Source organism: Emticicia oligotrophica DSM 17448, from assembly GCF_000263195.1.
Taxonomy (GTDB): domain Bacteria; phylum Bacteroidota; class Bacteroidia; order Cytophagales; family Spirosomataceae; genus Emticicia; species Emticicia oligotrophica.
In genome coordinates this window covers 3,923,319-3,936,024 of the sequence record NC_018748.1, presented here as the reverse complement: position 1 = coordinate 3,936,024, position 12,706 = coordinate 3,923,319, and the positions used below count along the sequence as shown (strand labels likewise).

Here is a 12,706-nt window from a genome sequence, read left to right as displayed (position 1 = left end):
AGACATATTGAATAAAGCTAAAGTTTATTCTAAAAATTGACTTAAACGACCAAAAGGAGAGTTGTGTAGATAAATCTTTTATAATTGCCCCTTTCTAATCATCAATTGTTTGATAAATCATGCGAGTGAACAGAGCTTCAGAGCCACCATCTAGTGCCGCTTGAGTTTGTTTCATAAGAATCATGATAATTTTTTCTTTTGGGTCAGCCCAATAATTTGTATTAAAATAGCCTCCCCAATTAAATCTTCCAGCACTTCCATTTCCTTTTAACTCACCTATTGGACTAATCACACTAAAGCCCAAACTAAAGAAACTTTCGCCTTTTGGCCCACCATATAAATCGCCCGTCTGATTGGTTGCTGTCAATAAATTCACGGTTGTTCTGCTCAAGAAACGTTTACCATTCATTGTTCCTCCATTAAGTAGCATTTGCAAAAAGGTAGCATAATCTTTTGCTGTTGAAGAAAGACCTGCTCCGCCCGAAAAGAACGTTTTTGCACCTGTAATTGGATAATTTGGGTCGTAAAAGGTTACAGGGAAACGCACCCAAGTCTTTAAGCTATCTGGTTTATGAATGTAAACTAAACGCTCTTTTTTTGATTCAGGAAGATAAAAATAGGTGTCGTTCATACCTAATGGTTCAAACAAATGCGTCCTCAAATATTCATCAAAAGGCATTCCCGATACGATTTCTATAAAATATCCTAAAACATCTAAACCCTCACTGTATGTAAACTTTTCACCCGGATTGTGGTGTAATGGAAGCTTAGCTAATTTCTTAATATTATCTCCAATTTTGACGGGATTAGTTGTGAATAAATCAACAATTCCTGCTTTTTTGTACATAGCCTTAAAACTTTCGTCACCATCAATAACGCCATAACCAATTCCAGAGGTATGAGTAAGCAAATGCCGAATAGTAATTTCAGATTTAGCTGGTTCGCTAGTATAGGTTGTATCAGAGAATCGGAATGATTTTAAAACACGAGGATTTTTAAACTCTGGAATAAACTTCGAAATAGGGTCGTCTAAAGAGAATTTACCTTCTTCATACAACATCATCACTGCTGTGGATGTAATCGCTTTAGTCATCGAGGCAATTCTAAAAATATCATCAACCTTCATGGGCCTTTTAGTCTGAAAATCAGCGTATCCGAATGCCTTTTGGTAAACAATTTGTCCATTTCGAGTAAATAAAGCCACCATACCGGGAAGTTTATTTTGCTCAACTAATTGACCCAAAGCGTTATCTATTCGTTTAAGTCTTTCAGAAGATATTCCTACTTCTTCAGGATTTTTAGCAACAGAAAGAGGTTTAGAAGATACCGAAGAAGTTAGTTGAGTTTGAGCATTTGATTGTATAAAAACAAGTAAAATGCTGAGCAATAGATAAATTTTTCTCATGAACTTATGGGTTGAATAAGATAAATAATACTACTATTAATAATTATCAGAAAATATTAACACAAAAAATAATTGAATAAAAATTCACTTACTCTCTTCTTCGGAAATTATCTAAAACTATTGCCGTTGCAATCCCCACATTGAGTGATTCTGCCTCTCCGAACCTTGGAATGGTTATTTTCTTAGTAATTAATTTTTCTACCGACTCTCCTATTCCATTGGATTCATTTCCTAAAACAATATAGCCACTGCTTGGGAATTGGAAATGATGTACATTTTCTGAATCTAAAAAAGTACCAATGATTTCAATATTCCCCTTTTTAATTAACCTTTCGAAGTATTTTGATAGTTCGGTATAGTAAATCTTAATCCTTGTAAAAGAACCCATTGATGCCGCAATAACTTTGGGGTTATAGAAGTCAACTGTTGAGTCAGAACAAATAACTTTTTTGATGCCATACCAATCGGCAATTCTAAGAATTGTACCAAAATTACCAGGGTCACGAATATCATCTAATACCAATACGAACTCATCTTTTTCAGCAGTAAGAGGTGCATTATGACGCATTTTTACAACTGCCAATGCCGCATCATTACTTTGCAGCGTTCCATTTTTTTCAAGTTCTGCTTGTGAAATCTGCTCTACTGATATTTTTTCAAGCTTTTTTTCGTTTTCTGCATAGAACTTAGGTGTACAAAGTAATAGTTCTATTTCCAAATCAGAGTTCAATAATTCTTGAACACTTTTAGCACCTTCTACTAAAAAACGTTGATGTTCTTGTCGATATTTTTTTATTTGCAGAGATTGAACGTACTTTTGTTGTTGTTTTGAAAACATTTTATTTGAATTTACTATTTTAGGGCGGTTGAAACTAAACTTTACTCAACTGACAAACAAGCAATTTATGATTTTGAAAGTAGTCTCATATCTTTTTTATGCATTGCAAACATTTTTTGATAGAAAACTCATTTACAAATCTTTAACTATTTGCTCTATTGTTTTGTTGGCTAGCTCTTGTACACCAAAAGTACAATTAGAGCGAGATGAATATCGTCTGAATAATTTTGAGTTCAAAGGTAATAAACAAATCTCAACTGAGGAACTCGACCTCCTTATTCCTCCTACGCAAAGACCTAATCGTCGAATTTTATACTTACCAGTAGCTCCTTATGTAGGATTTTATAATTTAGGCAAATCATTTTATCGTGACGAAAAAATTAATAAAAGACTAAAAAAATGGCAAAATAGATTAGAAGTATTACCTAATCCAGAAATCTACGATGCTAAAATTGAAAGAAAACGAAAACGCTTTCAAAATAAAATCAATATTTTTAAAGACAGACTGGAAACCAAAGAAAATTGGTGGATGAAAAATATTGGAGAAGCTCCTGCCATAATTACTGAAAATGCCATCAAACGCACGAGCAGTAGTATTCATGATTATTTATACAGCAAGGGTTATTTCGATAATAAAGTTAGCTACAAAATAGATTCAGTAAACACTAACAAAAGAGTAAAACTAACCTATTTGGTAGATGAGAAGAGTGGTTATCGAATTGATAGTATTAAATTCAATGTAGAAGATATCAAAATTGATTCTTTATTGAAAAAATATCAATCAACGAGTTTACTAAAATCAAATAAAAATATTGATTTTGGGAATATTGATGCCGAAAAGATTAGAATTGAATCATTTTTTAAGGAAAATGGCTATTTTAATTTTATCGCTAAAAACTATATCAGTGTTGAGATTGATACAACCGATTATATCAAAAGAGGATACAAAGTAAATCTAGGCTTAAATATCAGAAATCCGCTGCAAAAAGAACAACATGAGCAATTTACCCTCGAATCAGTTAATTTTATTTCAGCCGATGCTTCATCTGATAATTCACTTAAAATTGATACGACGAATATTGAATTAAATAGTATTAGATATACATTTATTGGCAAGAAATTTCCTGCGAGAATCTTAGATAAAAAAATTCTTATTCGCCCTAATCAACTTTTCAAGGCTTCTTTGGTGAATGAAACTAACCGCCAACTTTATGGTCTCGACCAATTTGCGTTTGCGAATGTAAGGTTTACTCAATTACCTGAAAATAAATTGAGGGCAGATATTATTGCTCCAACAAATCCAAAATATACCACAGCCTATAATTTTGACGTCAATAATATCAACAACATTTTGGGCGGTGGAGCTAGTATTTCGCTTCGTGCTCGCAACTTGTTGAGTATGCTTGAAACAACAGAGTTGGGTCTTCGTGCCAATCTTGAAGGTCAACCTGGTTTAGATTCTACCACTCAAAGGAGTCGTGAATTAGGGGCAAATTTGGCCTTAAATATTCCAAAAATTATCTTCTTGGGTAAAATTTCTAATTTATTAAGCCTAAAAAGCCCACGAACACAATTAGCCTTGAGTTTTAATAATTCTAAACAAAGACTATTTGAAAGACAGGTATTTCGCCTAACAGGAAACTATTCATGGCAACGCTCAAAATATGAAACTATTTTAATTTCTCCGTTTGATATTAACCTAATCAACACACCATTTAAAAGTGCTGCTTTTGAAGAAGTTTTAATCAATAATCCAAATCTAAAAGTACTTTATGACCCGCAGTTTGTTTCGAGTATTAATGCAACATATATCTTCAATAACCAGCAACAGGGCAAAAATACACGTGCAAAATATTTTAGACTATTTGTAGAATCGGGCGGAACTACCCTTAATTTCTTCCCAAATAAAAATCAAATCAAATTTATTGATAATATTTTTCCATTAGATACTCCAAAAAGGGCATATTTTCGATTCGTAAAAATAAATTTTGATTATAGAAGATACATTCCTATCAATCAACGTGATTCTTGGGCATTTAGGCTAAATATGGGTGTTGCTCATCCTTACGGTCAAAACCGAGCAATGCCTTTCGAGAAAAACTTCTTTATTGGCGGACCAAATAGTATTCGAGCATGGCAACCTCGCTCACTCGGACCAGGTTCGGCAGCAGGTACAACTATCAACAATCGTTTTTCACAACAACCCGGAGATATTATCTTAGAGTCAAGTGTGGAACTCCGAAAATATATGTTCAGATTTATTGGAAATTGGAATTTAGGGCTTTTTGTAGATGCAGGTAACGTTTGGAAATGGTATCAGATTGAAAGTAAATATAATCAAGCAAATTTTGATTGGGGAAGATTTTATAAAGAAATTGCGGTTGGTACAGGTGCAGGAATTCGTTTAGATTTAGATTATTTCGTGGCAAGAATAGACTGGGGCATAAAAGTTTTCGACCCTGCCAAACCAGTAGGGCAACGCTTTGTTTTAGACGAACTCAAACTAAGCCGAAAACAAGAATATTACCCAGCATTGAGATTTGCCATTGGATATCCTTTTTAAATTGCTAGAGTATGTGACTTTAGTCATTTTGAGTTTAGTAATGTTCGTATTTATTTGTAAATAAATCAAACTAAAATGACTACTTATTATATCGTCGGGGCAATTATTATTCTACATTTCTTAATAGGATTTGGCTATTTAATTTATAAAATTGGCGGACCAAAGAAGAAGAATTAATAAAAAAGACTTCTCTGATTGAGAAGTCTGAAAACAGCAAAATAAAATCTTTAATATATGAAAAAACTTTTCGTTGTATTGATTATCATTTTAGGCTTCAATAAAGCCAATGCTTCACTAACAGATAGTATAAAAGTTTTAGATTTTAAACCTTATAAAATCAATTATCCAAGTAGTTGGCGACTAAAAGCTAATTGTGCAGCCAATGAGTGCACGATTCTTGCACCGGGCGATACCCTTACATGGCCTGATACTTACACAGAAAGTATCAATCTCACTTTCAATCCATTACCTTCTGCCAGCTATACAGTTGACAAATACACGGCATTTTCTATTGATTATCTACCAAAAGTTGTAAAAAATTTCAAGGTGATAGAAAAAAAGAAACTAAAGTCAAATGTGATGCGTATCACCTACACTGGAGAAAAAGATACTTTTCAACAAACATGGAGGCAATATTTTTATGTAAAATCAAGTAAAGTTTATATTGTAACTTTTTCGGCCGAAAGTAAGAAATACAATTATTATCAGCCTTTAATTGAATCATTTTTGAATAGTTTTACGCTCAAATAAATTTAGGCACTTCTTTTTCGATAATTTAGAATGGCTAGTACATTAAAGAAAATGGCAAAAACTACAATTGCTGCAAATTCTGGTAGCATATCTGCAAAGCCACTTCCTTTGATAAATACAGAACGAATAACTTTCACAAAATACATCGGTGGATTACAATAGGCAATCACTTTTGCCCAACTTGGCATACTCTCAATAGGCGTGTAAAGTCCGCTCATGAGTACAAAGACCATCATAAAAAAGAAGGCAAAAAGAGTGGCTTGTTGTTGCGAATCTGAAAAAGTACTTAAAAGTAAACCTATTCCGAGCACACTTAATAGGTAAACACCTGAAAATAAATAAACTATCAAATAAGAACCTTGCGGGATAATTCTAAAAATAGCAAAAGCCACCAACATACCTATCGTTACGGTAATCATTCCTAATACCCAAAATGGTATAAGTTTACCTAAAATAAATTCGTGTTTCTTAATAGGAGTAACATTAATTTGCTCAATCGTGCCTATTTCTTTCTCTGAAACGATATTCAAACTTGCAAGAAAACTACCAACCATTGTAACCAAAATGGCCAAAATCCCAGGCACCATAAGCAAATGATAATCAATGTGGGGATTATACCAATTAGCATTTGTAATCAGGATTTGTGGCATATCATTAAACCTAGGCATTCGAATCCATTCTTCACGAATTTCATTATTGAAATCATTGATAATTTGGGTAGCATAAGATGAACCCAAGCCTGCTTTGGTATTACTAACGGCATCGGCCGCTAAAGCTAAAGTTGCCTTATTTTCTTTGATTAAATTACGTTCAAAATGGGTAGGAATTGTTAAAATTAAATCAGTTTTTCCATTACCAACATTTTCCAGAGCTTTAGCATATGAATTATCATATTGCACCAATCTAAAATAGCCCGATGAAGTAAGCTTTGTTATAAGTCTTTTTGAATAAGTTGAATGGTCTTGGTCAATTACACTAATTGACAAGTGTTTTATCTCATAATCGGCAGCTAATGGAATAATGATGAGCTGAAGAATAGGCATGATAAACATCATTCGGAGAATGGTTTTATCTCTAAAAATTTGCCTAAACTCTTTTTGTAATATAAATGAAAGATTTCTCATGTCAATGTTGAATTAGTTTCTTCAGACTTCGGAAGATTTTCTTTGAAGCCTAATCATTAATGAATCAAATTCCCTTAAGGATTACTCCAATCTAATCTTAAATTTCTTCATGGCTACTGCCAAATAAAAAACAGTCATGGCTACTAATATCAAGGTTTGTTTCCAGATAAACTTAATGCCTAAACCTTTCACCATTATACTACTAACAATACTGTAATACCATTTTGTTGGAACGAGATTACTTATGATTTGCATAGGTAATGGCATATTCTCCAGCGGAAACATGAAACCGCTGAATATCAAAGCGGGCATCATTAAACCTACCAATGATATAAACATGGCGGTTTGTTGTTTGTCAACCAAGTTGGAAATCAATAATCCGAGTGAAAGTGTAGTGAAAATAAACAAGATACTTTCAGCTAAAAGCAGGAATAGATTTCCTCTCAACGGCATTTCAAGAACAGTATAGGCTAAGAGCAAAATCAATAAAACATCAATAAAACAGAGCAAAAGGTAAGGTATTGCCTTCGTTATCACTACCATTAATGGACGCATAGGCGAAACTAGTAAAATTTCCATCGTACCTTTTTCTTTCTCTTTTACAATAGAAACTGAAGTCATCATTGCTCCCAACAGCATCAGAATTAAGGTCATTACACCGGGTACAAAGTTGAAACTACTACTTAGTTTAGGATTATAGAGCATACTACTTTCTACATTAATTTGATAAGGTAGTTTTTGCTCGCCAAACAACTCATTCTGATAATCACGTAAAATTGCCGAAGCATAGTTAATCATGATATTTGAAGTATTCGGGTCGGTGGCATCTCCAACTAATCTAATTTGTGCTTGATTGTTATGAAGTAAACCTTCACGGAATTTTGGTGGAAAAATGACAACCATTCGAAGCTCGTTTTTACGAAATGCTTCTTCGATTTGACTTTCACGCGTTAGATTTTTTGTTACTGAGAAATACCTACTTTGGTCAAAACGATCGGTTAACAACTGGGTAGTTTCATCATGAGATAAATCTAGAACACCAATATTTGAGTTTTTTACTTCGTTTGATAAAGCAAAACCAAACAAAAGCATCATCATGACGGGCATTCCAAGCAAAATCACTAAACTGCGAGTATCGCGAAGTACATGCCAAAATTCTTTGCGTATAAATGAAAAAAATAGTTTCATATTTTGATTAAAGGTCAACTGGAAAAACCAGTAATATTGTATGTATCACCTTTGGAGAAATTCAATTTATAAGGGATTTAATCTCCTCGCTTGGCTTGACGAGCTAGTTTCAAGAATACGCCTTCCATAGAATCGGTTTCAAATTGTTGTTTGAGATTATGTGGGGTATCAAGGGCAGAAATCGAACCATCAACCATTATCGAAACACGATTGCAATATTCAGCTTCGTCCATATAGTGAGTAGTTACGAAAACTGTAATGCCCGAATCGGTAGCTTCATAAATCATATCCCAAAATTGACGACGAGTGATTGGGTCAACACCACCCGTTGGTTCGTCTAAGAATACAATTTTAGGTTGGTGTAAAATGGCCGTTGAGAAAGAAATTTTTTGTTTCCAACCCAAAGGTAAAGAACCAACTAACTTATCGGCCTCCTTCTCCATTCCCAATCGATTAATCAAATCATTTCCTTTTTCTTTCAATTCTTTGCGGGAAAGTCCATAAATCCCGCCAAAAAACTCAATATTTTCTTTAACGGTTAGGTTTTCGTACAAAGAAAACTTTTGACTCATATAGCCAATGTGTCGTTTGATTGACTCATTTTCTTTGTAAACATCATAACCAGCTACCTTTGCCTCGCCCGAAGTTGGCGAAAGCAAGCCGCATAAAATACGCATGGCGGTAGTTTTGCCAGCACCATTCGCTCCTAAAAACCCAAATATTTCTCCCGATTTTACTTCAAAACTGATGGCATTGACGGCTGTAAAATCTCCGAAAGTCTTGGTCAACTTATTCGTTTTTATGACAATTTCTTCGTTAAGCATCTTGCATAAGTTTTATAAAAGTATCTTCAATATCTGGATTAATTGCCTCAATAGAAATATTGGAATGTTGGTGCTCAGTGAGGTATTCACTTAAGTTTTCAATGCTTGATGAGGCATTTTTCACCTGTAAATGATGATGTTGACCAAAAGCAAAACAAGAAACAGCATCGGGATAAGCTCTCAAATCCTTCAAAAGATGATACATATTATCGCTGCTAACTGCCAATAGATTTTGCTTATTTTTAGTTAAAATTCCATCTAATGTATCGACATCCAAAATCTTTGCATTTTGAATTAAGGCAATTCTATCACAAAGTTTCGCTTCATCCATATAGGGCGTAGAAACAATTATAGTAATTCCCCGCTCCTTCAATCTTCCCAACATTTCCCAAAATTCTTTTCTCGAAACTGGGTCAACACCCGTTGTGGGTTCATCCAAGAATAAAACTTTAGGTTCGTGAATCAAGGCACAACAAAGGGCCAACTTTTGCTTCATTCCACCTGAAAGTTTGCCAGCTAAACGCTTTTTAAAAGGTTCGATTTGCACATATATTTCTCGAATCAATTCGTAGTTTTCTTCAACGGTAGTACCAAAAACAGTTGCAAAAAAGTTTAGATTTTCTTCAATACTCAAATCTTGATACAAGGAAAACTTACCCGGCATATAGCCCACAATTTGCCTAATTTGCTTGAAATCCTTCACCACATCATAACCTGCAACTATTGCTTTTCCCGAATCAGGAATCAATAAGGTGGTTAAGATTCTAAAAAGGGTTGTTTTACCTGCACCATCTGCACCGATAAGTCCGAATAATTCGCCTGATTTCACTTCAAAACTTACCCTATCTAAGGCTTTTACAGTGCCTTTATCGTAAGTTTTAGTGATATTTTCAATAATGACTGATGACATAGCGGCTTGGTTTAAAATTTCACTTCACCATACATTCCTATCTTGATGAATCCATCATTTTTCACTTTAATTTTGGCTGCATAAACCAAATTTTCACGTTCATCTTTGGTCTGAATGGTTTTTGGAGTGAACTCAGCTTTACTTGAAATCCAAGTAATAGTACCTTGCATTTCTTTGTAAGCATCTTTTCCATTATCAATAAAAATCTTCACTGGTTGATTAACCTTTACTTGTCCGAGTTGTGTACCCGAAACATAGGCACGCAGTGTCATCGTACTTAAGTCAGCAATCTTATAAAGTGGTTTACCCATACCTGTCATTTCATTCGATTCAGCATATTTTACTAATACCGTTCCCGCAATTGGATTAATTACTTTACAATGTCCTAATTGTTCGTCAATTTGAGAGACACGTACTTGCAAAGGCTGAGTTTCACTTAAAATTCCACGATTTTGGATACTAATTTGTTCTTTCTGCGATGAAATTTGCTGAGAAATTACTTCAATTTGACTTTGAGTGCTTGTCATTTGTTTCTTCAAAATTTCAATTTGACCCACAATGTCATCTAATTGCTTAGTTGGTGCAGCCTCTGCATTGACTAAGTTTTGAAGACGTTTACGTTCTTTTTCTAATAGAGTTAATTGTTCCTTTTGGGTAGCTAAAACAGCTTTTTGGGTTTCAATTTGTTTTTCTAAAATTTTCACTTGTGGAGTAGCCTCATTTTGTTTGAGTTTTAGAGCCGCAATACTAGCCTCTGTTTGAGCTTTTTGAAGGTTGATATTCTGACAATCAACTTGTCCAACCTCCTGCCCTACTGTTAAGGCATCACCTTCTGTTATATTTAACGCCAGTAATTTTCCATTAGATTCTGACGAAATTATAACCTCTTCTGCTTCAAAAACGCCGGTGGCATCGAAATCTGTTTTTGATGAATTACAAGCCGTAATGCCAAGAGTCAAGGCCACGGCAAAATATGTTTGATAGATTGTTTTCATTGTATGTTTGCTTTTAGCGAATGCTTAGTTTCCTTTCAAAATTTTAATATTATTGATAATCTGCATTTGTTGAATTTGGTGTAAACTCAAATTTTGTTTAGCTATTGATTCGTTATCTACCTCTGTTATATAATCGCTCACGGTAATCATGCCGTTTTCAAGTCGATTTTCAGCAACTTTTTTCATGTATCCACGAATTTCAATCAGGCGTTGGTCTTCTTTGATTTGATCTTGAAGTTTTAGAAAATCTTCGTTCTGAGTGGCCAATTTCAATTGAGTTTGCTGTAAGAAAAGGGCTTTTTGTTGCTCAATTTTCTCTTTATTGATATCAATTTGGCGTAAATCTGATGTTTTGGTTTTCAAATAAAAATTTGAAAGTGGAATACGTAATGAAACTCCACCGATAAAATAAGTGGCAAAATCTGGAGAAAGCATATTCAAACCTGGACGACCATAACCACCCGTGGCAAAAAGATTTAACTTAGGAGCATATTTCGATTTTATGCCTAATTTATTTGCTTCTGCTAATGATTTTTGTGCATCAAAATACTTTAATTCTGGACGGTCTATACCTGCATTTTCAGCCATTGCCAAACGAGGTTCTTCTAAAACTGTATTTTCTAAAAACTCTTTTCCTGTTAAAATTGAAAGTCCTTTTAATGCGGCTAATTTTCTACTTTTAATCTCTCTTTGCTGCTGCTTTAACTCAATTAATCGAGCTTCAAGCATCATTAAATTGCTTTTGATTGCCGTTCCATTGTCTAAGTTTGCACTTTGCTTTTTTAGTTGGCTTTCAATGTCATTTTTAATGATTTCAGTATTTTGAAATTGTTTTTCTGCCAATAAAATTCCAAAATATAGGTTAGAAATTTGCTCACGAATCAGATACAAATTGCTTTCAATATTTCGAGAATCGGCATTTGCAGATGCAGTTGCTATTTGTTTTTGACTTTTGGTTAAGCCACCGTCCCAAACTGTTTGAGTTACTTCTAAAGTTGCCTTATATTGGTCTTTAGAAATAGTAGGAACCTTAATATTGGGCAATGAAATGGGCAAACTTGTTACGGCCGATTGCCAAGTAGCTTGACCACCCACAGAGGTTTGTGGTAGATAATTTTTATTCAATGCTGCTATTTGCAAGGCTTCAGCCTCTGCAACCAATGGTAAAAGTTTAGCTTGAGGATTATTTCTTTCCGCCAAATCAATACAAGATTGCAGCGAAGTTTGCCCCGAAACTAAGAAACCCTTCAATAGCAGCACGAAAGTAAGTAAAGTGCTTAATTGTTTCATTTCTTGAAAATTGTTAAAAATTTGTAAGATTCGATTGATTATTTCTATTCAATCAAAAGTAAATCAACTATTAGGAATAAGAATGTATTTGATATATTGTTGAATTTCAGCAACTCTAAAATTCATAAGCATTTTGAACTGTTCTTCATCAATTTTGGTAATTTCTTTAATAACAGGCCTTGCCATAAACGGAAAAGCACACATACTAATTATTGAAATGATTAGCTGAATCGGATTTACTTCCCTTACCTTCTTTTCAGATAAATCTTTCATGTAAAGTTCAATTAGTTTTTGATTGAGAGAAACAGGGAGTTTCTTAATAAAATCCTTTCTATCAGCTCGATTGATAGTTGACATCACAAAAAAAGGCATATAAGGATTATCTGCCAGAATCGACACATATTTTTCAATAAATGCACAGATTGTTTCATAAAATGAAAGATTTTGGCCAAATAATTCCTCCATCTTCGGAAACATCACACTTATTTTCTTTTCAAAAATATATTCAAATAAATTATCCTTTGAACGAAAATAATAGTGTAACAAAGCCTTGTTAATTCCTGCCAAATCAGCAATATCTTGCATGCGAGCGTCGCCGTATCCATCTCTCAAAAATATCTTTTCGGCAGCTTCTAATATTTTTTCTTCGGTTTGGCTATTTTGTTGTTTCATTGAATTAACCAATTAGTTTAACTGTTTAGTTAAATTTAATACAAACGTATTATATAGCAAGCAGGTGCACAAATATTTATTCAAAACAATTCAATAAAAAGACATGAAGCGGAAGAAATAACGTCTAAATCAGAATTTAGAAAATTT

Annotated in this window: 11 protein-coding genes; 2 read left to right on the top strand and 9 right to left on the bottom strand. The window is 33.8% G+C overall.

Annotated elements, in window-relative coordinates; translation table 11 throughout:
• Positions 1 to 94 precede the first annotated feature (94 nt).
• Together EMTOL_RS16300 and EMTOL_RS16295 are read right to left on the bottom strand one after the other, a co-directional pair.
• The gene (locus EMTOL_RS16300) at positions 95 to 1,405 is read right to left on the bottom strand and encodes a serine hydrolase domain-containing protein (RefSeq protein WP_015030411.1); all 1,311 of its coding nucleotides are present in this window, start codon (positions 1,403 to 1,405) and stop codon (positions 95 to 97) included.
• An 88-nt stretch (positions 1,406 to 1,493) separates the two neighbouring features.
• Positions 1,494 to 2,243: a TrmH family RNA methyltransferase gene (locus EMTOL_RS16295; RefSeq protein WP_015030410.1), complete on the bottom strand. Its 750-nt coding sequence runs from the start codon at positions 2,241 to 2,243 to the stop codon at positions 1,494 to 1,496.
• A gap of 67 nt (positions 2,244 to 2,310) precedes the next feature.
• Here EMTOL_RS16295 and tamL point away from each other — a divergent pair, with 67 nt between their 5' ends.
• Positions 2,311 to 4,806, top strand: coding sequence for a translocation and assembly module lipoprotein TamL (gene tamL / locus EMTOL_RS16290; RefSeq protein ID WP_015030409.1), 2,496 nt, complete (start codon positions 2,311 to 2,313; stop codon positions 4,804 to 4,806).
• Positions 4,807 to 5,040: 234 nt separating this feature from the next.
• A complete protein-coding gene (locus tag EMTOL_RS16285) occupies positions 5,041 to 5,556 on the top strand; it encodes a hypothetical protein (protein WP_015030407.1) in 516 nt (171 codons plus the stop codon).
• 2 nt (positions 5,557 to 5,558) lie between these two features.
• Here the strand turns inward: EMTOL_RS16285 and EMTOL_RS16280 are convergent, their stop codons facing one another.
• From EMTOL_RS16280 to EMTOL_RS16250, 7 genes are all read right to left on the bottom strand, one after another.
• Positions 5,559 to 6,680, bottom strand: a complete 1,122-nt coding sequence (locus EMTOL_RS16280) for an ABC transporter permease (protein ID WP_015030406.1) — start codon at positions 6,678 to 6,680, stop codon at positions 5,559 to 5,561.
• 81 nt (positions 6,681 to 6,761) lie between these two features.
• Positions 6,762 to 7,868: an ABC transporter permease gene (locus tag EMTOL_RS16275; RefSeq protein ID WP_015030405.1), complete on the bottom strand. Its 1,107-nt coding sequence runs from the start codon at positions 7,866 to 7,868 to the stop codon at positions 6,762 to 6,764.
• A 77-nt stretch (positions 7,869 to 7,945) separates the two neighbouring features.
• Complete coding sequence (locus EMTOL_RS16270; protein ID WP_015030404.1) at positions 7,946 to 8,692, bottom strand: ABC transporter ATP-binding protein; 747 nt, start codon at positions 8,690 to 8,692, stop codon at positions 7,946 to 7,948.
• A complete protein-coding gene (locus EMTOL_RS16265) occupies positions 8,685 to 9,602 on the bottom strand; it encodes an ABC transporter ATP-binding protein (protein ID WP_015030403.1) in 918 nt (305 codons plus the stop codon). Before EMTOL_RS16265 ends, EMTOL_RS16270 begins: the two co-directional genes overlap by 8 nt.
• An 11-nt stretch (positions 9,603 to 9,613) precedes the next feature.
• On the bottom strand, positions 9,614 to 10,597 hold the full coding sequence (locus EMTOL_RS16260) for an HlyD family secretion protein (RefSeq protein WP_015030402.1): 984 nt from the start codon (positions 10,595 to 10,597) through the stop codon (positions 9,614 to 9,616).
• A 24-nt stretch (positions 10,598 to 10,621) separates the two neighbouring features.
• Entirely contained in the window at positions 10,622 to 11,887 is a 1,266-nt protein-coding gene (locus EMTOL_RS16255; protein WP_015030401.1) for a TolC family protein, read from the bottom strand.
• A gap of 63 nt (positions 11,888 to 11,950) precedes the next feature.
• The gene (locus tag EMTOL_RS16250; protein ID WP_015030400.1) at positions 11,951 to 12,559 is read right to left on the bottom strand and encodes a TetR/AcrR family transcriptional regulator; all 609 of its coding nucleotides are present in this window, start codon (positions 12,557 to 12,559) and stop codon (positions 11,951 to 11,953) included.
• Positions 12,560 to 12,706 lie beyond the last annotated feature (147 nt).

Excerpts from the sequence above, each read along its gene's own strand:
- EMTOL_RS16300 (WP_015030411.1), bottom strand. The coding sequence starts at position 1,405 with ATGAGAAAAATTTATCTATTGCTCAGCATTTTACTTGTTTTTATACAA.
- EMTOL_RS16295 (WP_015030410.1), bottom strand. The coding sequence starts at position 2,243 with ATGTTTTCAAAACAACAACAAAAGTACGTTCAATCTCTGCAAATAAAA.
- tamL (WP_015030409.1), top strand. The coding sequence starts at position 2,311 with ATGATTTTGAAAGTAGTCTCATATCTTTTTTATGCATTGCAAACATTT.
- EMTOL_RS16285 (WP_015030407.1), top strand. The coding sequence starts at position 5,041 with ATGAAAAAACTTTTCGTTGTATTGATTATCATTTTAGGCTTCAATAAA.
- EMTOL_RS16280 (WP_015030406.1), bottom strand. The coding sequence starts at position 6,680 with ATGAGAAATCTTTCATTTATATTACAAAAAGAGTTTAGGCAAATTTTT.
- EMTOL_RS16275 (WP_015030405.1), bottom strand. The coding sequence starts at position 7,868 with ATGAAACTATTTTTTTCATTTATACGCAAAGAATTTTGGCATGTACTT.
- EMTOL_RS16270 (WP_015030404.1), bottom strand. The coding sequence starts at position 8,692 with ATGCTTAACGAAGAAATTGTCATAAAAACGAATAAGTTGACCAAGACT.
- EMTOL_RS16265 (WP_015030403.1), bottom strand. The coding sequence starts at position 9,602 with ATGTCATCAGTCATTATTGAAAATATCACTAAAACTTACGATAAAGGC.
- EMTOL_RS16260 (WP_015030402.1), bottom strand. The coding sequence starts at position 10,597 with ATGAAAACAATCTATCAAACATATTTTGCCGTGGCCTTGACTCTTGGC.
- EMTOL_RS16255 (WP_015030401.1), bottom strand. The coding sequence starts at position 11,887 with ATGAAACAATTAAGCACTTTACTTACTTTCGTGCTGCTATTGAAGGGT.
- EMTOL_RS16250 (WP_015030400.1), bottom strand. The coding sequence starts at position 12,559 with ATGAAACAACAAAATAGCCAAACCGAAGAAAAAATATTAGAAGCTGCC.